This window comes from Intrasporangium mesophilum (assembly GCF_054783095.1).
In genome coordinates this window covers 253,799-274,705 of the sequence record NZ_BAAGRF010000013.1, presented here as the reverse complement: position 1 = coordinate 274,705, position 20,907 = coordinate 253,799, and the positions used below count along the sequence as shown (strand labels likewise).

Genomic DNA, 20,907 nt, shown 5'->3' with positions numbered 1-20,907 from the left:
CACCTTGTCGGACGCACCAAACGCGCTCTCTCGTGCGGGCTCAGCCCGGCCGACCGAGCTCGGCCACGTAGAGGTTTCGGACATTCTCCCCCAGCACAGCTCGGACGTCGGGCGCTGACCAGCCGCGTCGTAACAAGGCCTCGGTCACCAGCGGGAGTCCCGCGGGCCCCTCCAGACCGGGCAGGTAGGCGCCGGCCGGTACCCCCGCGACCGTGGTCGGTTCGCAGCACGGTGGCGTGGTCTCCGCCAGCACCTCCTGGAGGAAGTCGGGACCCAGCCCCACGTGCGCGACGCCGGTCACGCCGACGATGTGCTCGAGGTGGTTCACCAGCTGGTCGACGGTGTGGTCGCTGGGGTGTAGGTAGGGCGCGAAGAAGTTCACGCAGACGACCCCACCGGTGGCGGCGATCCCCCGCAGCTGGTCGTCACTGAGGTTGCGGTGGTGATCGAAGAGAGCGCGCGCTGAGGAGTGGGTCGCGATGACCGGCCGCGTACTCAGCTCAAGCACGTGGTCGACCCCGGCGACACCGAGGTGGCTGACATCGACCAGCACGCCGAGCCGCTCCAGCTCGGCCACCGCATCGCGTCCTGATCGTGTCAGGCGACCCCCGGTCTTGTCCTCACCACTGCCGTCAGCGAGCGGTGTACGACCGAAATGCGTGAGAGAGGCGACCCGGACACCGAGTCGGAAGAGGGTCTCAAAGAGCTCGATGTCGTCCCCGACGCCCGGGGCGCTCTCCAGCGCGAGAACGAGGGCGATCCGGTCACCGGCCAGGGCTTCGTCAATGGCGGCTCCGTCGAGGCACAGCGCGACCTGGTCGTCGTTGCGTTCGGCCAGGCGGTGCGCCGCCTCGACCATTCGCAGGGTCTGCCGCAGAGCACCTTCCGGACGGTAGGCGTCCTCGACGAAGACGGCCAGGGTCTGCAGGTTCACCCCGCCCGACTTCAGCTGGGGCAGCCATCGTTCGCGGAAGAAGGATGACCAGCGGTCAGGTGGCCGGTGGACGACAGCGCACAGCAGGTCGTTGTGAGTGTCCGCCACGACGGCGTTGCGGTGGAGGTCGAGCGCATTCGTCATGGCGCCCGCCGATCGGCTCGGCCGGCGTGGAGAAAGGCGGCGCGACCCGCCCCGTCGTCACCCAGGAAGGCCACCGGTTGGTGCCTGCCGTTTTCGGGTTGCAGCGGGAGGAAGGAGTCGCCCCGCCAGGCGACGAGCTCTGTGCGGTAAGGCAGTTCGTCGAGGTCGGCCAGCATCCCCATGGGCGTGCGCTCGAGCCACAGGCGACCTTCGGAGTCCTGGCTCACCACGGTCTCACTGACGACGGACGTGTACCGGCCGACATACCGATCGAGATCGCGGCCCGACCGGCGTCCCGCTGGCATCCCGTTCGGTTCCGGTGGCCCCGGCAGCTCCCGACCGCACAGGTCGCTGAGGACCTGGCTCAGGACTGCACGCTGCACCAGATCTGCCGCGCCGCCGTTGGTCAGCACGACCACTGAGACGTCCCGGTCCGGTAGCAGGCGCAGCATCGCGGACTGACCGATCGTGTTTCCGTCGTGACCCACGACGCGGCCGCCGGGTAGGTCGAACAGCTCCCAGCCCAGTCCCCACGCGCTGCCCTGGGCGATGTCCGGCAGGGCTACCTGGGCTTCCTGCATCGTCGCAACTGTCGCAGCGCTCAGCAGCTGGCCGGCGGCCGCTCGGCCATGATTCAGATGGACCCGAGCGAAAGCCAGCAGATCCGTGGCTCTCATGGCCAGCATCGAACCCGCGGGGGCGTTCGAGCGAGCCATCGCCCAGGTTTTGGTCGGCTGCAACTCAGCCCCCGCGGATGTGCGGACGTGTCCGACGGCCACCCGATGCACGACGGCCTCGTACGGGTCGACGGCAGCGTGGGTGTCACCGAGCCGGTCGAGCAGGTGGTGCCGGAGACACGCGTCGTACGCCCGTCCTCGGACTACCTCCACCAGGCGGCCGAGGACGCAGAAACCGGCGTTGTTGTAGGACCAGAGCTGTCCCGGGGCGAACAGCTGCGGGGTCTGCGCCAAGAGCGTCACGTAGTTCGACAGACAGTCGTCTCCCTTGCCGGTGTCGGTGAAGATGTCCCCCTCGAACCCCGCGGTGTGGCACAGGAGGTGGCGGACGGTGGTGCGCGCGGCGGCGTCGGCATCAGTAAGCTCAAACTCGGGGAGCCAGGTTCGCAGGGGGTCATCCAGGGTGATCAGGCCCTCCTCGACGAGCTGCAGGACGAGGGTTGCGGTGAACACCTTCGTGATGGAACCGACCTGGAAGATCGCGTCGCTGGTCGCCTCGATCCCGGTCCCTGTGCTCAAGGTGCCGAAGGCATGTGCCACGTTCTCATCGCCCGCCCCGACAGCGACCGACGCGGCCGGGACATTGTGCTCGACGAGCAGCCGCGGCAGGTGCTCCTTCAGCCACGCGTCGATGCCATCCAGCCGTGCCACTGTCACCTCCGCAGTGCGCCTCGACGCCAGTTTGCGCCGGGTCGCGACGAGGATAGGCGCGGGCCGCCGACAACCCTTGGTTCGGCGCCACAAGCGCTGGGCTTCCACTTCGTCCAGTGCGGCAAACCAGAAGCCTTCCGGGGACTGGACACTGTGCCGCGCAGTGTCGACTACCACCCGCTGTCGATCCCGGTGAGCTACCCCACTCGAACGTCGACTCCGGCGAGGTCAGGTACTACCGCGGTGGCGACTACGAGACCCTCAAGGGCTCGGGCATCGGCCAGGGCTCGATCAGCCCCCCGGCGGTCACCCGCACGGCCCGCAGCCCGGGGCCTACGAGCGCTCGGTCGGTGCAGAGTTCTTCGATGAGCTCGCCGTCAGGGTCGACAAACTCCGCCCGCTTCTGCATGAACCATGTGCTCAGAAGGGCCTCTGACCAGCGCGAAGGCCGGTCCGAGGCCCTTGCCGTCGGCCGATGCTGTCCGGCTGTAACCGGCTCCAGACGGCCGCCTGCGGGGCTGTGCAGAATACGTGCAGAAATGTTGGCCCGCGGAGGGGTCAGGTGGCTCGCGTCCAGCTGCTGCGTTGAGAGGTGCGCAGGGCCGCCTCGACACGAGCACGAGCTGTTTCGTCCTGGCCGACGCCCTGCCGAGCCCCCGGCCTTGTCCGGGCCGGAACACCCCGACACAAGGAACCCCGCAGATGTCACAGCGGCTGCAACTCGCGCGACACGCATCGTCATCACTTCCGCGTCCACGGGTGCTTCGTAATGATGATCCGTTCGCCGCAGGTCTCGGCGTTGCTGTCCGACAGGATGAGCTGGTTGCCGTCCACCTTCCACTTGACCGTGCCGTCCGCAGGGTTGCCGAAACCTAGCCGGTCGTGGAAGGTCGAGTAGGTGTCCTTGTTTCCCAAGGTTCGCTCGGTCGAGCCTGCCGTGGTGACGTAGATGTACACGTAGCCGTCGCGGAAGACCATGTCGTCGATCTGGGTTGGGTGTTGGTCTGCGCCGCCTTCGCAGCCATCCCAGTCGGAGGGGGTCAGGGTCATGGTGAAGGTGACACCTTCGGGGATGGTCGCGGCGTGCGCTTGCGGGTCGCCCGGTTGCGTCTCGGATGTGGCGCTGCGGGCGGTGGCGCAGGTGATGCTGTCGGGTGCGGCGCCGGTGGCGTCCTTGAGGCCTTGGATCTGTTGCAGCCGGGCCTTGTTGGTCGGGTTGGTGGCGGCGATCTGGTCATAGACCGGTTGGAACGCCGTCCTGAACTGGGCCAGCTGGGCGGGGGTGGCCGCGGTGATGGTCATGCCGCTCTTGCACAGGTCGGCGGCGTTGGCGGTGTCCTCGGCGCGGGAGGCGTCCAATGCCGCGGCGCGGGTGGCCTGGGCGGCATCCGTCAGGATCTGCTGCTGGCCCGGGGTCAGCCGGGACCATGACTTTGGTGCGGCGATGATGGTCAGCGGGCGTGGCCACAGGTTCAGGTTGCCGACGATGCTCTTGGCGCCCCTGTCCTCGTAGTGGTTGAGCCAGATCAGCCCGACCTGCATGTCGATCCCGTCGATGGTGTCGAGCGGGGGCCCGGCGCCCAGGTGTTTGGTCGTGGCGCCGAGCTGGGCGAAGGCCCGCTCGGTCAGCTTCGATGAGTTGATGCCGAACACCTTGCCGCGGAACGCGTCCGGGCTGGTCAGCGGCTCCCCCTTGCTCAACGGCCGGCGCAGCGGGCCGGGGGTCACGCCGACCCCGACCACCCCTACCTTGGTTATGTCGGCCAGCATCTGGTCCGGGATGCCGGAATCGAAGACGCGGCCCTCCAGCTGCTCGCTGTCGATGAGCATCGGGGCCAGCAGCGGCTGGAAGCTAGTCACTCCGAAGGTGTCGAACACCCTAGGGCCGACCCAGGCCAGGTCGACCGTGCCTTGGCGCACGTCGTTGACCAGCTGTGATTCGAGCTCCGGGTCCGCGGCGTGCGGGCTCTCCACGAACACGATCTTCACGGTTTCGTGGGACCGCTTGGCCACCTCGTCGGCGAACGCCTGAAGCTGCGCCGGCGGCGGGACGTTGGTGTTCTCGAACCGCAAGGTCGTCACCACACCCCCTGCCGCGCCCCCGGCCTTGTCCGGGCCCGAACACCCGGACACAAGCAACCCCGCAACCCCAACTGTCACGGCCAGACGGGCGATGGTGATGAGTCGCATGGCGCACCTCCTTGATCGGTTGGTGCGACGCTAGGTTCGGGCACCGTTCGCGACATCAGTGCTGGCACGAGGAAACGCCGTGTTCCAGTGGGGATTTCCGGGGTCACGTCTCGGCCTCCGGTCGCACGATGCTCGCCTCGAGCCGCGTTCCGAACCCGGGGGCTCGACACGATGAACCGACCACCGGCCGCCTCGACCCGGTCGGCGAGCCCGAGCAGCCCCGCGAAATGCATTGCCGGACATGGGTCATCCCGTCAGCCGGCCGATCGCGGGGCCAGTGAGCTCGCTCTTGCCGACGAAACCACGGGCTGGGCTGGTGGCGACTCGAGGGCCGTAGGCCCCCTCGCTTCGGCTCGACGTGAGCACAACCGCGGAGCCTGGCGCCTCGCGTTGGATGCGTTCAGACACCGCGAACCCATCGATGTCCGGCAGGACGATGTCGAGCAGGACGACGTCCGGCAGCAGCCGGGACACCAGCTCGGCGCCGGAGGCCCCATCCGCGGCCTCCCCGACCACCTTGAAGCCCTCCGCCTCGAGAAGCGCGCGGGCAAACGTCCGAAAGCCGGCGTGGTCGTCGATGATCACTAGCGTCTGCGTCATGGCGCGGTCTCGATCTGGGGCCATTGATGAGGACTCCAGAAGGCCCCGACCGCGAACCCCGAGCTGATTCCCGCGGTCGACCTCAGGTCTCGGGGCATGGCTGGCACTTCCTTTCGGTGCCTCGACGCTCGGATTGTCTCGTCTCCAGGTCAGTGTCGTCCGGACATTCGGCCAAGCGAATCAGTGCTACCCCGAAGTCCTGGCGGCCGCCTTGGGTGGACTCTGGTCGCCAAGCGGCGCTCTTCGTGTGGTGGACGCTTCTGGAGGGCGCCTTCCCCAGGTACTGGAGACGACGGCATACCTGGTCGTGGCCAGGATCGTCGCTCAAGGGCCATGACGGTGTACGCGCGAGCCGACGGGGGTTGTGACGGTGGCGGGCTCCGTCGGAGAGCCGGGCACACATCCATGCTGTAGCGGCTCTTCCGGCACCGAGGCGACGACCGAGCGGACCGCGGCGAGTGCGGGGCCGGTGACCGGGTCCCGCTCTAGCCCCTCGATTTCGGGTCGTGCGGCCAGCTCGAACGCGGACAGAGTCGAGGCCGGCGCCAGCACGATGGCCCCGCCGCGTTCGCAGTACTCGTCGGCAGCGGCCGCGTCTCTCTCGGTGGTCGCCAGCGTGTGGTCGAGAGCGCGCCACGCGAGGGACATCATCAGGTCGCGTTGCTCCGGACGGAGCTTCGCGAAGGCCGAGGCCCGCATCGCGAGGACGTCGAACTCCGCATACGGTGTGACGTTCCCGGTGTAGACCACCGCCCCAGGCAAATCCGGGTAGTCCGCGAAGGATGCCTCCGTTGCTCCGACCTCGCCGGTGCCGGCCCCTGTGATGAACTCCTTGTCGCTGAGATCCTTCGGCACCAGGCCCATTGCGCGCAGCGCCCCGTAGGTCGAGGCGGACAGGGGCGCTCGCGTGGGAACCCCACGGAAGTCGGCGGGCTCGAGCATGGGGCCGCCGAAGCTCGCCACGTGACGCAGCCCCTGCGGGATGAGGGCCATTCCGGCCAGACCCGACGACGAGAGGCTCGCGAGCATCGCCAGGGCGGCATCGCTCCTTGCGACAGCTGCCGCGGCGGCATCGGACCGGATGAGGAATGGCGTCTGCAGCACGCGGAAGCTCGACTCGCCGACCAGGTCCCACGCGCGTGCCGGTACGAGCGCGAGGTCCACCTTGCCTTGCTTCAGGGTCGTGATGGCGCTGTCCTCCCACACGGGAGCACCAGCCGGTGTGACCTCCCTGCCCGCCTCGAAGATCACGTCGACCTCGACCTCACCACCGGTCTCCTCACGCACGATCTCCCCGAAGTACCGTGCCACATCACCCGAGGCCGATCCCGGGGAGCCGGACGTGCCCAGCCTCAGCACGATCGGTGCCGGGACGCCACGGGAGCCGAGCAGCTCAGCGCTGGTGCACCCGTCGACAGCGAGCAGCACTGCGGCGACCGTCACAACCAGTTTGGCTCTGTTCACGGTTCTCCTCCTTCACGTCACGATGTGACCGTAGGAGCGCCTGATACGCCTGTGCATCGGGGCTGGCACCGCTCCAGAACGGGCGTTATTCAGTGCTAACCCCAATAGCGCGCCGAGGAGAGCAAACCCCCGGGTCGGAGGCCGGTGCTGGTGAGATGCGTTGGAGCAGAAGATCGTCAGGTTGCCAGTGGTAATGATCGGCGGTGCCCGGGATCATCGCGCAGGCGTCGGCGGCGGCGATGGCGTCGGGGTCGCGGCAGGCGACGTGATCCCACGTCTGGGTGAGGTGGAACTCGGGAAGCAACAGCGCCGCCGAGAAGGTCACCGCGAAACCGCTCTGCTGGCTGCGACGGTCACCGTGGCAGGCATGGATGCATGTGGTTGGCCGGGCGACATCAACGCCCTACTGCCCCGCGTCCGACCCCCCAGACACCCGGCGCGACGAGTCGAATCCGCGAGTCTTCGATATACCGGTCGGCCGATGAGGAGGATCCCGCGCCGGAGACCGGGTAGGTGTGGTCGGCGGCTGCGGAGGATCCCGCGCCGGAGACCGGGTAGGTGTGGTCGGCCGCGGCCGAGCTGCCGGGGCCCGATGTCGGGACCGTGCTCAGCGAGAAAGCCGCGATGACGGCGGCGGCGGCCGTCATGATTCGGTGAGACATGAGCTTCTCCTTCTGGATCATGCGCCCGAGTGATTGGCGCATATCCAGACTTCTCTCGGAGCAACGGCCTCCACATTCGGAGAAACGCTCAACCTCAGCCCGGCTCGTTGGGGGTTTCCCGCACTGGCCGGACCTCACGAGTGGCGAGCCCGACCCGCCGGAGGTAGGCGACGGCATTCGGCGTACAACCCACGGCGCCAACGGATCCCGACGACGGGTGACCGTTTGCTCAGCTGTTGCGCAGGTAGGTCAGCACCGCCAGGACCCGGCGGTTGCTCTCCGGAGACTCGTCGAGCCCCAGCTTCGTGAATACCTGGCGCACATGGGCCTCGACCGTGCGGTCCGTGATGAACAGCCGTTTGCTGATGCCCTGGTTCGTCAGTCCTTCCGCGACCAGGGCGAGGACCTCGCGCTCGCGTTCGCTGAGGTCATGGAGCGGGTCGTCCGTCCGGCGTTTGTGGAATAGCCGCGCGACGATCGTCGGATCGACCACCGTCTCCGCCTCGGCGACGCGCCGGAGGCTGTCCACGAGGACGTCGCCCGAGAAGATGCGTTCCTTGAGGACGTAGCCGACACCTTCGGGCTGTTCCTGCATGAGCCGCATCGCATATGCAGATTCGACGTACTGCGACAGCACGAGCACACCTGTGCCTGGGAACTCCGCAAGGATCGTGGACGCCGCGACGAGTCCTTCGTCGGTGTGCGTGGGCGGCATGCGGATGTCTACGACGCAGACATCGGGTCGGTACGCGCGGACCAGGTGGATCAGCTCCGTGGCGTCGGCGGCCTGGCCGACGACGTCGACCCCGCCGTCGCGAAGCAGCACTGCAACGCCCTCGCGGGTCAGGAGGGTGTCGTCTGCGACAACGACGCGCATGACCCTCCGGTCCGCTGCTGAAGGTCGTGACTACAGGATACGGCTCGTCCCATGTGCCATTGTCTCCGAATTCGTGCCAGCCGTAGTGGAGTTCACCAATTCGCGCCGTCTCCGACGGCCGCGCCGGTCGGGTCGGCAACCGGGGACGCGATCGGCAGGTCCAGGTCCACGCGGCAGCCGTCGACGACCGGTTCGACGCGCACCTGCCCACCGAGAGAGACCACGCGGTCCTCCAGCCCGCCCAGATCGACGCGCCCACCTGCGACCTCGGCGCGCACCCGCAGTCGCCCTGAGGCATATGCCGCCTCGACCGTCGTCGGTCCCCTGGCCACCGCCTTCGCCACCACAAGGTATGCCGTCGTCTCCGCGACCGCTGGTAGCCGACCTTCCAGCGCATCCACCACACGCAAGGGCGCGGTCTCGCTCAGCGCCTGCCACGCGCTGGCAAGCCCCTCGATGGCCAGGATGTTCGGGAACAGTCCGGTGGCCAGCTCCCGAAGGTCGCCCACGGTCCCCTGGATCTCGGTCTCCGCCTGGCCGAGCGCCTGTGCCACCTCAGGATGGTCGCCGGGCAGGGTCGACCGCAGCAGGCGCAGACCGAGCAACAGTCCGACGAGGCGCTGCTGGGCGCCGTCGTGCAGGTCGCGCTCGAGCCGACGGCGTTCGCGGTCGCCGGCTTCGATGATGCGTACACGCGAGTCAGCCAGCGCGCGCAGCTGGGCAAGGCCTTCGGCGCGAAGCCGCTCGTTCTCCAGCCCCAACCGCGCGGCGGTGACGACGTCCCGGACGGCATCGGGGTTGTCGAGCAGCCCGGGACGGTGCACCAGCACCGCGATCTCCCCGATGCCGTCCATGAGGCGCGTCACGACGCGCCCCGGGACGTTCGTCACGTCGAGCGGCACCAGGTCGACGCCGCGGTAGCCGTCCACCGGATAGGCGACCTGGAGCGATGGGTCGCGCAGCCAGTCCGCCAGCGCCTCACGCATTCCGCCGGGAGCGGCGCCGAGGTGCAGATCGACGACGAGGCCGGCGACGCGCCGGCGCATGGTCCGCGCTCGCAGAAGGCTGAAGACCACTGCAACCGCCAGCGCCGCGAGAGCTCCGATGGCGGCCCACCACAACCATGGGTCAGTCGAGGAGCCGCCGACAAAGCCTTGATCGAGAGCCAGGACCAGCTCTGCAGAGACGATGACCAGGTAGAGGACACCGATCGACCACACCGCTCCGCGAGTCCTTCGGGCGGCCGGACTCATCCGCGCGAAGGTCACCAGGAGCATGCCCACCACAGTCGTTGCCCACGCTAGGGCCGCGGTCATCCCGATCCGGGACAGCGCCGTCGCCAGGTCTGGGTCGTCGTGCACGAGAAGGAGATTCGTCGGACAGTCAGGACAACCCTGGGATTGAGGGTCGAAGAACAGCGCTGGAACGACGCCTAGACCCCCGACCAGGATGACGCCTCCTGCCACGAGCACTGCGCGCTCCAGCGATCCGACCACGCGACCGGACGGGAAGGCCAGCACGGCCCACGTCGTCGCGGCCGGCAGCGCAGCCCCGCAGACGAGACCCGCCGAGAACACCACGGCCGAGAGCGGTCCCGTCGCGGTCGCACCAGGGATGTCCCACTCGGCGACGAGCAGAAGCCCCGCGACGAGCATGAGCAGCCATCCGAAGCGGTTCGCCGGTCGAGCGAGCCGGTACGTGATGCCCACGCCGGTCAGTAGAGTCACAACACCCGCGACGGCCCATCGGGTCACGTTCGAGCTCCCGACGTAGCTGAAGCCGGGCGACTCGTCCACGACACGCAACGTGACCCAGACGAGGCCGGCTACGACCACCCCGGCGACCACGCACCAGAAGAGCTGGAGCACAGCGATCGACGGTGCCCGCCGCGGGGTGCCTGCTCCTACCGACGCACCCATCTGTGGTCCTCTTCCGGGGCACGTCCCGGCGCGTACCGAGCACTCATGAGCCAAGAATCCACCCGGAACAGTCCCTGGGACTCAGTGTTGACACTGATTCGGTTCGCGATTGCCCGGACGAGACTGGCGTCGGGGCGAGAGAATCCGAACGTCGGGGCACGGAAGGGAAGTGCCGGGCCATGAGCCGAGCGATGCGAACGACGGTGGGGATGGCGATCGTCGTCGCGCTTGGCCTGACCGGATGCGCGGGCCCCGGATCGGATCGTGCCGGAGGCCGCGCGCTCGACAAGCCGCTCGTACTCGAGATCGCCCAGCTGGGCGGCGTTCCGGACCAGGTCCTGGCATTCGCGACAGAGGTGGAGAAGCAGTCGAGCGGGTCGGCGCGACTGCACTTCGCGCCGGACGCACGCCAGGCCGACCTCGACGGCGACGTCCGCACGCTCGAGGACGTGCAGAGCGGCAAGCTGTCGGGGGTAGTTGTCCCGGTGAGATCACTCGACCTGGTCGGCGTGACGTCCTTCCAGCCCCTACTCGCACCATTTCTGGTCGACAGTCAAGCCCTGCAGAGCCGCATCTTCAGCGAGCATCTCCCACAGGAGATGGCCCGTGGCATGGGAGGTCACGGCCTCGTGGGTCTGGCCATCCTGCCCGGGCCGCTTCGCAAGGTCCTGGGCGTGCGCAAGCCGTTCCTGGCACCAGCTGACTTCCGAGGCGCGGTTCTCGGCATCGGCAACGGCGGTGTCGCGCTGCGCACCGCGACCGCACTCGGCGCGACCGCAAAGCCAGCGCTGGGGGGCGACAGACTGGATGGCCTGGACGCGTTCGAGCAGCAGGTGGGCGCGATCTTCGGCAACGGCTACGGCTACGAGGCCAAGTACGTCACCGCCAACGTCAACCCCTGGCCACGTGCAGTGGCCGTCGTCATCAACGACAAGACCTACCAGTCGATGACGGACGCACAACGAGCCATCCTCCAGCGCGCCGCACTGACGGCGCTGCCGGCCGCTGCGGAGGCGTCGAGGACCGAAGATGTCGCCGACGTGGACGACCTGTGCAAGCTCGGCGTGGCCTTTCCCACGGCGTCGGGCCAACAGCTCGCCGCGTTGCGCAGGACCGTCCAGCCGGTCTACGACGAGATCGCCCGGGACCCGGCCAATGCGCGCATGCTCGAGCGGCTCACGACTCTCAAGGAAGCGGTCGGAGCCGCGCCTGACCTTCGTGCCTGCTCGGCGCCCGGTCCTGACGGATCCGGCGCGCAGACTCCGGGGCCGACCGCTGACGCGTCAGGGCTTCCGGACGGCACCTACGAAACCGTGCACACTCCCGCCGACCTGCGGCTCTGCGACGGACAGCCGGGTGGCGACGCCCTCAACCCGGACGGTCATCCCCGGACGTCGTACGACAGCATCACGCTCGAGCGCGGCACGCTGCGTGAGTTCGCCCGTCTAGGAAGCCCGTCCGCATCGGCCCAGATGGGCTGGGCCGGGTCCTACCGGCTGTTCCGCAACGTCTTCGAGTTCCACGAGAGTGACGGAAGTGTCTTCACGGCGACCTTCACCTTCGACGGCAAGAGGCTGACCCTCACCCCAACCGGCAGCTGGTCGTGCGACTCCACGGTGGTGTGGACCCTCCATCCATGGACGCTGGCGACGAAGCCATGAGCCGCGCGATGGTAGGAGCGAGCGAGCTCAACGGTCCGGTGATCGGCCGGCCAGCGGGGTGAGACATGGTCGGGCTCGGCGTCTTCCAGGCAGCCGACCTCATGGTCGGGCTGGTCGTGCTGGCCGCGGGCCTGGCTTCGCTCCGGTTCGGCCGGGTCTCCTGGCTGATGCTCCTCGTCGCTGCGACCTGGTTCCTCGGCAGCGTCCTCGCGGGAGCGGTGTTTCTCCACCGGGGTCCGCTTGTACACCTGCACCTCACGTATCCCACCGGGCGGGTCAGGCGGCGATACGTGACTGTAGTGGTGGCGGCGGCATACGTGCTCGCCGTCGTCGAGGCGTTCGCGCCCAGCCCCCTGCTCATGTTGGGACTCTCACTTCTGGTGGCCGCCGCCGCCATCGATGTCTTCGTGCGCACCACCGGCCCGGCGCGCAAAGCGGGACGTCCGGCCCTCGGAGCTGCCCTCGCGTTCTCGGCGGTGCTCGTCCTCAGCGCCCTGAACCAAGAACTGGCTTGGGACGCAGACGAGTTCGTGCTCCTCGTCTACGACGTTGTCGTCGCGAGCGCCGTGATCGTTCTGGCGTGCGACCTGCGATGGGGTCGCTGGACCGAGTCCACCCTGAGTGACCTCGTCGCCGACCTCGGTGCGACCTCCGACACTTCCGGTCTGGCCGGACGACTGCAGCGCGCCCTTGGCGACCCCCACGTGACGGTCGGTTACTGGCTGCCGGAGCGTGCGGCATACGTGGACGGCGCCGGCAGCACGGTCGAGCTGCCAGGGGAGTCCAGCGACCTCGCCGCCACGTACATCGACGACGAGGGTCAGCCCATCGCGGTGATCGTCCACGACCGATCTCTGCTCGAGGACCCCCGGCTGATCGGCGGCGCGACCACCGCCGCGCGGCTCGCCGTGACGAACGCGCGAATGCTCGCCGAAATCAGCTCTCGGGTGGGTGAGCTCACTGAGTCGAGGCAGCGCATCGTCGACGCCGTGAGTCACGAGCGCGCGAGGATCGCCGACGAGCTGGCCTCCGGTGCCCAGCGACGGCTCGCCGAGGTCTCCGAGCTGCTGGAGCGACTGTCCGAGGACGGCCTCGAGCGTGATCCGAACCTCGCCCGGCTGCGGGAGGAGATCACGCGAGCGCAGGAGGACCTGAGGACCTTCGTCGCGGATGTCCGTCCGGCCGCCCTCGCGGCAGGTGGGCTGGCGACCGCCGTTCGGGAGATGGCCGGTCATCTGCCCTTCCCAGTGGACGTGCGCGTCGAGCCGGACCGTCTGCCCGATGCACTCGAGTCGGCGCTGCTGTTCGTCTGCTCGGAGGGAATAACCAACGTTGTCAAGCACGCTCGGGCCACCCGATGCAGTGTCGTCGTCACGACCGAAGCCGGCGTGGTCACGGCTGTCATCGTGGACGACGGGGTCGGTGGCGCGGACCCAGCTGGCTCCGGGCTGCTCGGCCTCGCCGACCGCATCGAGACGATGGGCGGTCGGCTGCTCGTGACGAGCCGGCCCGAGGGTGGTACGCGGCTCGAGGCGAGCATCCCGCAAGCCGGAGCACTGGGTCCGGTGGCGCTGCTGCCGGAAGCGACGGCGTGAACGAGGCGCTGGCATGACCACCACACGTCGCTCAGCAGACCTGGCTGACCAACAGTCCCAGTCATTGTGGTGATTCCACGGATGTGCAGTGCCGTGAGCGCGGCCTAGCGTCAAGAGCAGAAAAGGAGGCAGCAATGAGGGCAACCGTCGCACGACTCACCATGGTCGCAATGGCTGTCATCCTTGCCCCGGCCGGATGTGCGTCCGCGGACAGGGCCGGCGGCTTCACGCCGGTGTCAGTCACGACGCTCCACGTGCTGAACACCCGTTCGCCCGAGGAGATCAAGCCCGTCGTCGACCGCCTTGCCCAGCTGTCCGGCGGCAAGCTGACGCTGGACGCCGACGGCTACTGGGAAGGGACGGACCTCTCGCAGGAGACGGACGCCATCAACGCCGTCCGGGCCGGCAAGGCCGATATTGCAGTGGTCTCGGCCCGACCCTGGCACGATGCGGGCGTCACGGCGTTCGACGCGCTGATCGCACCCTTCACCATCGACAGCCTCGCCCTCCAGCAGACGGTCCTGTCGAGCGACCTACCCGACGCTATGCTGCCGGCCGTCGAGAAGCTGGGCCTCGAGGGCATTGGGGTACTGCCCGGTTCCATCCGTTTCCCGGTCGGCATCACCCGCGCGTTCACCAGCCTGGCGGACTTCAAGGATGCCCGAATCGGCCACGCTCCCTCGTTCGTCGAGGAACTGACGCTGCTGTCGCTCGGGGCGGATCCGGTGAAGTTCATCGGCAACGGCACCTCGATCAAGGGCCTTGACGGGATCAGCATTCAGGTCGCCGGGATCAGTCAGTACTCGGACAGCGTTAACGGCGTCACCGCGAACCTGCCGCTCTACCCGCGTCCGATCGTCATCGTCGCGAGCGCCCAGGCCTACCAGAAACTGTCCGAGCAGCAACGCGGATGGCTCCGCTCGGCGGTCCGGGACTCCATAGGGGCGGCAACCTCCGGGCTACGCAAGGAAACCCGGGACACGCTGGCGACCCTGTGTCGAAACTCCTGGTTCCGCGTCTACAACGCGACACCCGAGGCTGTCGACGCCCTGCACGACGTGGTGCGACCACTCGTCGCGGCGCTGCGCGACGATGCTGGCACCGCCGGCTACCTGGACCGGATCGCGCAGCTGCGTGCCGGCGTGACGCCCTACTCGGACGAGACTCCCAGCTGCAACGGAAACGCCGGCTCCGTTGGCGCACAAGCCGCACGGCCGGCGCGCAGCGCATTCGACGGTACGTATCGGATGGACCTGCCCGCGGGCTGCGACCGCGCGCCGGAGAACTGCGGCACGTTCTTCTTCGTATTCGACCGGGGGCGCTTCGCGTTCACGGAGGAGAACGGGCCCGCTTGCACGTGGGCGTACGGCACATTCACGGTGAGCGGCATACGGTTCGAATGGCTGTTCACCGATGGCGGCGGCATTGCCCCGAGCGACACGCTGAACCAGCCTGGCGAGTTCTTCGCCTATTTCTGGAAGCGGTACAAGGAACAGGTGACCCTCACCCTGCTGACCCCTCCCGACGGCTGGGCCCCGGCGCCGTGGCGGCGCATCAGCCCGACGCCCGACGCCTCGTACCTCAGCAAGCGCTGCCCGCCGCCGGAGCCAGGCGCTCCGCTGACCGGCAACCCTCGGTGCGTCGTTGCGGGCAGGGCGTGGATGGGAGAACACCGAACCTGCATCAGGTGCGCGTATGTCCGCACAGACAGGGTGCGCTGAGGACAGCCACGCCGAGCACGCGGCACAGTCAGCCCAACCGCGGGACATCCGTGTCCACACCGCCGACATACCTGTTTCGTTACAGACGAGGCGTTCGCGGAGGCTCGGTGCGACGCGGGCCGGTCGCCTCGAAGCCGGCGGCCAGGCGCAACAGCCGGTTGTCGTCGTAGCCGCGGCCGGCGAAGGTGAGCCCGACCGGCATACCCGTGTCGGGCATCGTGCCCATCGGCACCGTGACCGTGGGGATGCCGAGGTGGCGGATCGCGAGGTTGCCATTGGCGACCCACACGCCGTTGCGCCAACCGATGTCGGCCGAGGCTGGGTTGACGTCCATGTCTGCGGGGCCCACGTCGGCGACGGCCGGGAAGACGACAGCGTCGAGGCTCAGCCCGTCCATCCACGCGTCGACATCGAGCTCGCGGGTGCGCTCGAGGCCACGCAGCCCGTCGGCGAGGTGCGGGATGTCCTGCGGCGACTGGTACGGATGCCGGCGTACCTGCTCGGGGTAAGTGGCGATGTCGTCGTCGAAGCCGGTGTAGCGGTCAGGGAGTGCGCCCTCGGGGTGTGGGTTGATCTGCGCCCCGTCGACGTCGGCGAGGGACGCGAGCGACGGGTCGCCGTTCGCCGCGAGGAAGTCATCCCAGGCCCATGCGGATAGGTCGACGATCTCGCGCCTCAGGAACTCGCGGCTGACCAGGCCCCGGGTCGCCACCGTCGGCGCTCCGGGCCGGTCGCCCTCGTAGTTCGTCACGGCGGGAAAGTCGACCTCGAGGACCTCGGCACCGGCGGCCTCGAGGTCGCGGCGAGCCGCCCGCCACAGGTCCACGACGGACTCGCGGGTCTCGATGCGCCGACCGGTGGGTCCGCCGATGCCCGGTGACGGCGCGGTGCCGGCGTCGGGATCGGCGTTGACGTACATGCGAGGGATGCCGATGCGGGCGCCGTTCAGGGCCGCGACCGCGCCGTCGCCCAGGCTGAGGTACGAGTCGGGCCGGACGGTCGACGCGGCCGGGATCGGCACCCAGGGCTGGGATCGCCAGAGGTCGCCTCGGGTCTCGGGATCGTCGGCGACGATGACGTCGAGGACGGCCAAGAGGTCACCCATCGTGCGTGTGTGCGGGACGACGACGTCCATCGTCGGCACGAGCGGCCAGTTGCCTCTCACCGAGATCACTCCGCGTGAGGGCGTGTAGGCGCAGAGCGCGTTGTTCGAGGCGGGGCCCCGCCCACTCGACCAGGTCTCCTCGCCCAGCCCGAACGCCGCGAAGCTCGCCGCCGTCGCCGTGCCGGAACCGTTGGAGGAGCCAGACCCGAACGGCGCCGTGAGGAAGTCTGCGCTGTATGGGCTTTCGGCGCGGCCGTACACGCCGCGCTGCATCCCGCCGTTGGCCATCGGTGGCATGTTCGTCAGGCCAAGGCAGATGGCGCCACTGGCCCGCAGCCGCTCGATGGTGAACGCGTCCCGCTGCGCCACGAGGTGGGCGAACGCCGGACTCCCGGCGGCCGCCGTGAGTCCGCGGACGAGGTAGCTGTCCTTCGCGGTGTACGGTATGCCGTCGAGCGGGCCGAGCAGGTCGCCGCGCCGCCTTCTCTCGTCCGAAGTCGCCGCCTCCTGGCGTGCCCGGGGGTTGGGCACGACGACCGAGGTCAGCGCGGTCGCTGTGCCCGGAGCGTCGTACCGCTCGATCCTGGCCAGGTACGCGTCGACCAGTTCCAGGGACGTGACCAGCCCTCGGCGCAAGGCATGCTGCAAGTCTGCGACAGAGGCTTCGACGACATCGAACATGGAGGCATGATCCTTCCTGTCGGCCCAGAGTGCACGCGGTATGCCGGTTGACCGCGCCCAGCGGCATGTCGACCGCGCCCAGCGGCATACTGTCCTCCGGGGTTCGCGTGGTGCCCGGGGTGGCCCGTGCAACCCGCCTCCGTGACACGATGGCGGTGCGCGCTCGCGGCTCCGCCTGCGTTGGCTGCGCACGGCCGAAGGACAATGCCATGGACGACCTCCTGTCCCTGTTTCCCCCAGGCAGCGCCATCAGCAGCGGTGGCATGCTCACGATCGGCGGGTGCCGCGCCGATGACCTGGCTGCGCAGTTCCAGACCCCGGTGATGGTTGTCGCGGAGGACGCCCTGCGGGCCCGGGCGCGCGAGTATGCCGCGGAGCTGGCTGCGCGCTGGGCGAAGTCCCGCGTGGTGTTCGCGTCCAAGGCCTTCCCGTGCACTGCGGTCCAGCGCGTGATGGTCGAGGAGGGGATCGGCCTGGATGTGGCCGGTGGCGGCGAGATCCTGACGGCCCTGAAGGCCGGTACGGACCCGGCCCTGCTGGTGCTGCACGGCAACGCGAAGAGCGATGAAGAGATCCGGATGGCGGTCGACCACGGGATCGGGCTCGTCGTCGTCGATGGTCCTGACGATGTCGACAGACTGGAGGCCGCGGTGCCAAAAGGGCGGCAGCAGGCCGTCCTCGTCCGTGTCATTCCCGGGATCACGGCGGACACTCACGCCCACGTCCTCACTGGCCACGAGGGATCCAAGTTCGGCCTCGCGCCGGCCGCTGCGGTCGAGCTCATCCGCCGGATCGAGGCAAGTCCGCGGCTCGACATGCACGGCCTCCATGTCCATGTCGGCTCCCAGATCATGGACGTCGAGCCGTTCGCCGACTCCGTCGCTCCCGTCGCCGCTCTCGGAGAGTTCCGCGTCTACGACCTTGGTGGAGGACTGGGCGCCCGATACACGTATGCCGACAACCCACCGTCCGTCGCGGCATACCTCGACGCCCTGGTGGGCGCTGCCCGGGCCCAGCTGCCCGCCGAGGCCCAGCTGGTCATCGAGCCCGGGCGCAGCATGGTGGCGTCAGCAGCGGCAACCCTCTACACGGTCACTACCGTCAAGCGCGGCGCCATCACCTTCGTCGCTGTCGACGGAGGGATGGGTGACAACCTCGAGGTCGCGCTCTTCCAGCAGCGCTTCGAGGCAGGCCTGGTCGACAGGCTGCAGGATGGCGACGGAGAGGCCGTGACCGTCGTCGGTCGGCACTGCGAGAGCGGGGACGTGTTGATCGACGAGATCCGGCTCCCACACACCAGTGTGGGCGACCTGCTCGCCGTACCCGCCACCGGTGCGTATTGCTACACGATGGCCAACAACTACAACGGAAATCGCAGGATCCCTGTCGTCTTCGCACGGAATGGACAGGCGCGCCTAGCCGTGCGTCGCGAGACGTGGGAAGACCTGACCGCGCGCGACGTCGACTGACGAACACGTGAGCCATCGCTGGGATCTTCCTGCGAGCAAGGCCTAGTGCCAGACTTCAACCTGTGGGTGCTGCGCGGTCATCCGCGGTCGCGCTGAGTCGCCGGCAGGAGGGGTCATGGCGTCGCTGCGCGAAAAGGTCCTACGCCGCAAGCCCGTTCGTGAGATGGAGGACGAGACAGGCGCTGATACCGGCCAGAGCGAACTCGCCAGAACCATCGGGCTGTTTCAGCTCTCGATGTTCGGCATCGGTGCGACGATCGGGACGGGCATCTTCTTCGTGCTCTCCCAAGCGGTTCCGGTGGCTGGGCCCGCGGTCATCTGGTCGTTCGTCATCGCGGGTGTCGTGGCCGGGCTGACCGCCGTGTGCTACGCCGAGCTGGCGGGGGCGGTGCCCGTGTCGGGCTCGTCCTACTCCTACGCGTACACAACGCTCGGCGAACTCCCGGCCATGGGCGTCGCCGCGTGTCTACTGCTGGAGTACGGCGTGTCCGCTGCTGCGGTGGCGGTGGGATGGTCGCAGTACCTCAACGAGCTGCTCGACAACCTGTTCGGGTTCACTCTGCCCGACTCGTTGTCGCAAGCTCCGGAGCAAGGCGGCATCATCAACCTCCCTGCGGTGGTTCTCATCTTCCTCTGCACACTGCTGCTGATCCGCGGAGCGAGCGAGTCGGCGAAGACCAACGCTGTCATGGTGATGATCAAGCTCGGTGTTCTCGTCCTGTTCGTCGTCCTGGGCATACAGGGGTGGAACTCCGACAACTTCTCGAACTTCGCACCGTTCGGGCTCTCCGGGATCACATCGGCCGCGGGCATCATCTTCTTCTCGTACATCGGCCTCGACGCGGTGTCGACCGCCGGCGAAGAGGTCAAGGACCCACACCGCAACATGCCGTTGGCGATCCTCATCGCCCTGGTGGCGGTCACGGCCATCTACATGCTCGTCACGGTGGTCGCGGTCGGTGCCCAGCCGGCCGCCGCGTTCAAGGACCAGGAGGCAGGACTCTCGGCCATCCTCGAGCAGGTGACGGGCGCCACGTGGCCCGGCACCGTGCTGGCCGTTGGTGCGGTCGTCTCGATCTTCAGCGTGACCTTGGTGGTCCTCTACGGGCAGACCCGCATCCTCTTCGCGATGTCGCGGGACGGCATGCTGCCTGAGCTGTTCCACAGGGTGAACCCCCGGACCCTGACCCCGGTCACGAACACGATCATCGTCGCCTGCGTCATCGCTCTCCTCGCCGGTCTGATCCCCATCAACTTCCTGGCCGAGATGACGAGCATCGGGACATTGGTCGCCTTCCTGGTCGTGTCGATCGGCGTCATCGTGTTGCGCCGCACCGCCCCTGACCTTCCCCGCACGTTCAAGGTCCCGGGCTACCCCGTCACTCCGGTGCTCTCCGTCCTGGGCTGCCTGTGGATCATCAAGGACCTCCGAGCCGTGACGATCTGGGTCTTCGTCATCTGGGTCGCCATCGCTTTGGTGTGGTACTTCGTGTACGGCATCAAGCACTCCCACCTCGGCCGTCACGAGCACGTGGGCCTCATCCATGACGAGGTCCCATGACCTACCTCGTGGGCTACTCGCCGGAGGAGCGGGGCAAGGCCGCCCTACATCTGGCCGCGATGTTGAGCCGCTCCTCAGGACAGCCTCTCGTGGTCTGCTCGGTCGTCCCCAAACCCTGGTACCCGAGCATGGCGAAGGTCGACGCCGAGTACCACGTGGCCCTCGACCACGACGCCGACGCCGCGCTTGCCTACGCCCGGGCCAACCTCCCCGCCGACGTCGAGGCGAGCTTCGTGCGCCATCAGGCACGCTCGGCCCCAGCGGGGCTTCTCGAACTCGCCGATCAGCACGACGCGGAGCTCATCGTGCTGGGATCGTCGTCAGCGGGCGTGTTCGGTCACGTGGCGCTCGGTAGCGTCACCAGTCGCCTGCTGCACAGCTCACCGCTGGCCATCGCCCTGGCCACCCGGGGTTTCCGGGCCCCGCCCGGGGTCGCGGTCCGGCGCATCACCGCGGCCTACGGCGGCTCCCACGGCGCCGAGGCTGTCGTGGTCGCCTCCGCCGCCCTCGCGGCCCAAGCGGGCGCATCGCTGCGGATCGCCACTTTCGCGGTGTGGCAGCGACCGGCATACACCACACGGCTCGGAGCGGACGGCGAGGACTCAGTCCTGTCCGAGTGGCTGAGCGATATGCGCGAGGCCACCCAGGAAGCCATCACGACCATCCGCGAGCGGCCCCACGTGCCACGCGATCTCGATGGTGTCGTCGGGATCGGCAAGACCTGGGACGAGGCCATGGAAGACGTCGACTGGGACACGGGCGACGTGCTCGTCGTCGGCTCGAGCGGACTCGGGCCGGTCGCCCACGTGTTCCTGGGGTCGCGGGCGACCAAGATCGTCCGCCACTCGCCGGTGCCCGTTGTGGTACTGCCCAGCGTGGTCGCCGAGGAGCTCGCGGGGCAGACGGGGCCCACCTGACCTCCGGACGGCGGCCGCG

15 protein-coding genes and 1 pseudogene are annotated in these 20,907 nt (G+C 68.5%); 7 read left to right on the top strand and 9 right to left on the bottom strand.

The genetic code is table 11. The features are described 5' to 3' along the window. Positions 1–40: 40 nt before the first annotated feature. Both ACYVLP_RS12675 and ACYVLP_RS12670 read right to left on the bottom strand, forming a co-directional pair. Entirely contained in the window at positions 41–1,078 is a 1,038-nt protein-coding gene (locus ACYVLP_RS12675) for a dipeptidase (RefSeq protein ID WP_460627706.1), read from the bottom strand. Next, positions 1,075–2,466, bottom strand: a complete 1,392-nt coding sequence (locus ACYVLP_RS12670; protein ID WP_460627705.1) for a serine hydrolase domain-containing protein — start codon at positions 2,464–2,466, stop codon at positions 1,075–1,077. Before ACYVLP_RS12670 ends, ACYVLP_RS12675 begins: the two co-directional genes overlap by 4 nt. 99 nt (positions 2,467–2,565) lie before the next feature. Here ACYVLP_RS12670 and ACYVLP_RS12665 point away from each other — a divergent pair. Continuing rightward, a pseudogene (locus ACYVLP_RS12665) lies at positions 2,566–2,869 on the top strand (homogentisate 1,2-dioxygenase); the annotation flags it as partial. 338 nt (positions 2,870–3,207) lie between these two features. On the opposite strand, the gene ACYVLP_RS12660 reads toward ACYVLP_RS12665, so the two are convergent. The 6 genes from ACYVLP_RS12660 to ACYVLP_RS12635 form a co-directional block, all read right to left on the bottom strand. Beyond that, positions 3,208–4,656 (bottom strand): TRAP transporter substrate-binding protein, encoded by a 1,449-nt coding sequence (locus ACYVLP_RS12660; protein WP_460627704.1) that lies wholly within the window; start codon positions 4,654–4,656, stop codon positions 3,208–3,210. Between the two features lie 246 nt (positions 4,657–4,902). After that, complete coding sequence (locus tag ACYVLP_RS12655) at positions 4,903–5,256, bottom strand: response regulator (protein ID WP_460627703.1); 354 nt, start codon at positions 5,254–5,256, stop codon at positions 4,903–4,905. Positions 5,257–5,580: 324 nt separating this feature from the next. Then, positions 5,581–6,720 (bottom strand): TRAP transporter substrate-binding protein, encoded by a 1,140-nt coding sequence (locus tag ACYVLP_RS12650; RefSeq protein WP_460627702.1) that lies wholly within the window; start codon positions 6,718–6,720, stop codon positions 5,581–5,583. 395 nt (positions 6,721–7,115) lie between these two features. Beyond that, complete coding sequence (locus ACYVLP_RS12645; RefSeq protein ID WP_460627701.1) at positions 7,116–7,382, bottom strand: hypothetical protein; 267 nt, start codon at positions 7,380–7,382, stop codon at positions 7,116–7,118. 229 nt (positions 7,383–7,611) lie between these two features. Further along, the gene (locus tag ACYVLP_RS12640; RefSeq protein WP_460627700.1) at positions 7,612–8,259 is read right to left on the bottom strand and encodes a response regulator transcription factor; all 648 of its coding nucleotides are present in this window, start codon (positions 8,257–8,259) and stop codon (positions 7,612–7,614) included. 92 nt (positions 8,260–8,351) lie between these two features. Next, complete coding sequence (locus ACYVLP_RS12635; RefSeq protein ID WP_460627699.1) at positions 8,352–10,178, bottom strand: histidine kinase; 1,827 nt, start codon at positions 10,176–10,178, stop codon at positions 8,352–8,354. Between the two features lie 179 nt (positions 10,179–10,357). On the opposite strand from ACYVLP_RS12635, the gene ACYVLP_RS12630 reads away from it, so the two are divergent. From ACYVLP_RS12630 to ACYVLP_RS12620, 3 genes are all read left to right on the top strand, one after another. Then, the gene (locus ACYVLP_RS12630) at positions 10,358–11,839 is read left to right on the top strand and encodes a TRAP transporter substrate-binding protein (RefSeq protein WP_460627698.1); all 1,482 of its coding nucleotides are present in this window, start codon (positions 10,358–10,360) and stop codon (positions 11,837–11,839) included. Between the two features lie 65 nt (positions 11,840–11,904). Then, positions 11,905–13,434 carry a sensor histidine kinase gene (locus ACYVLP_RS12625; RefSeq protein ID WP_460627697.1) on the top strand — a complete coding sequence of 510 codons (1,530 nt, stop codon included), beginning with the start codon at positions 11,905–11,907 and terminating at the stop codon, positions 13,432–13,434. Between the two features lie 254 nt (positions 13,435–13,688). After that, on the top strand, positions 13,689–15,155 hold the full coding sequence (locus tag ACYVLP_RS12620) for a TRAP transporter substrate-binding protein (RefSeq protein WP_460627696.1): 1,467 nt from the start codon (positions 13,689–13,691) through the stop codon (positions 15,153–15,155). Positions 15,156–15,234: 79 nt separating this feature from the next. On the opposite strand, the gene ACYVLP_RS12615 is transcribed toward ACYVLP_RS12620, so the two are convergent. Beyond that, entirely contained in the window at positions 15,235–16,941 is a 1,707-nt protein-coding gene (locus ACYVLP_RS12615; protein ID WP_460627695.1) for an amidase, read from the bottom strand. A 209-nt stretch (positions 16,942–17,150) separates the two neighbouring features. On the opposite strand from ACYVLP_RS12615, the gene lysA reads away from it, so the two are divergent. The 3 genes from lysA to ACYVLP_RS12600 all read left to right on the top strand — a co-directional run bounded on the left by lysA (position 17,151) and on the right by ACYVLP_RS12600 (position 20,888). After that, positions 17,151–18,410 carry a diaminopimelate decarboxylase gene (lysA, locus tag ACYVLP_RS12610; protein WP_460627694.1) on the top strand — a complete coding sequence of 420 codons (1,260 nt, stop codon included), beginning with the start codon at positions 17,151–17,153 and terminating at the stop codon, positions 18,408–18,410. A 115-nt stretch (positions 18,411–18,525) separates the two neighbouring features. Next, entirely contained in the window at positions 18,526–19,971 is a 1,446-nt protein-coding gene (locus ACYVLP_RS12605) for an amino acid permease (RefSeq protein ID WP_460627693.1), read from the top strand. Continuing rightward, positions 19,968–20,888 (top strand): universal stress protein, encoded by a 921-nt coding sequence (locus ACYVLP_RS12600; protein WP_460627692.1) that lies wholly within the window; start codon positions 19,968–19,970, stop codon positions 20,886–20,888. The genes ACYVLP_RS12605 and ACYVLP_RS12600 overlap by 4 nt, the downstream gene beginning before the upstream one ends. Positions 20,889–20,907 lie beyond the last annotated feature (19 nt).

Coding starts and splice junctions, on each gene's coding strand:
- ACYVLP_RS12675 (WP_460627706.1), bottom strand. CDS start 1,078: ATGACGAATGCGCTCGACCTCCACCGCAACGCCGTCGTGGCGGACACT.
- ACYVLP_RS12660 (WP_460627704.1), bottom strand. CDS start 4,656: ATGCGACTCATCACCATCGCCCGTCTGGCCGTGACAGTTGGGGTTGCG.
- ACYVLP_RS12655 (WP_460627703.1), bottom strand. CDS start 5,256: ATGACGCAGACGCTAGTGATCATCGACGACCACGCCGGCTTTCGGACG.
- ACYVLP_RS12645 (WP_460627701.1), bottom strand. CDS start 7,382: ATGTCTCACCGAATCATGACGGCCGCCGCCGCCGTCATCGCGGCTTTC.
- ACYVLP_RS12640 (WP_460627700.1), bottom strand. CDS start 8,259: ATGCGCGTCGTTGTCGCAGACGACACCCTCCTGACCCGCGAGGGCGTT.
- ACYVLP_RS12635 (WP_460627699.1), bottom strand. CDS start 10,178: ATGGGTGCGTCGGTAGGAGCAGGCACCCCGCGGCGGGCACCGTCGATC.
- ACYVLP_RS12630 (WP_460627698.1), top strand. CDS start 10,358: ATGAGCCGAGCGATGCGAACGACGGTGGGGATGGCGATCGTCGTCGCG.
- ACYVLP_RS12625 (WP_460627697.1), top strand. CDS start 11,905: ATGGTCGGGCTCGGCGTCTTCCAGGCAGCCGACCTCATGGTCGGGCTG.
- ACYVLP_RS12615 (WP_460627695.1), bottom strand. CDS start 16,941: ATGTTCGATGTCGTCGAAGCCTCTGTCGCAGACTTGCAGCATGCCTTG.
- lysA (WP_460627694.1), top strand. CDS start 17,151: ATGGACGACCTCCTGTCCCTGTTTCCCCCAGGCAGCGCCATCAGCAGC.
- ACYVLP_RS12605 (WP_460627693.1), top strand. CDS start 18,526: ATGGCGTCGCTGCGCGAAAAGGTCCTACGCCGCAAGCCCGTTCGTGAG.
- ACYVLP_RS12600 (WP_460627692.1), top strand. CDS start 19,968: ATGACCTACCTCGTGGGCTACTCGCCGGAGGAGCGGGGCAAGGCCGCC.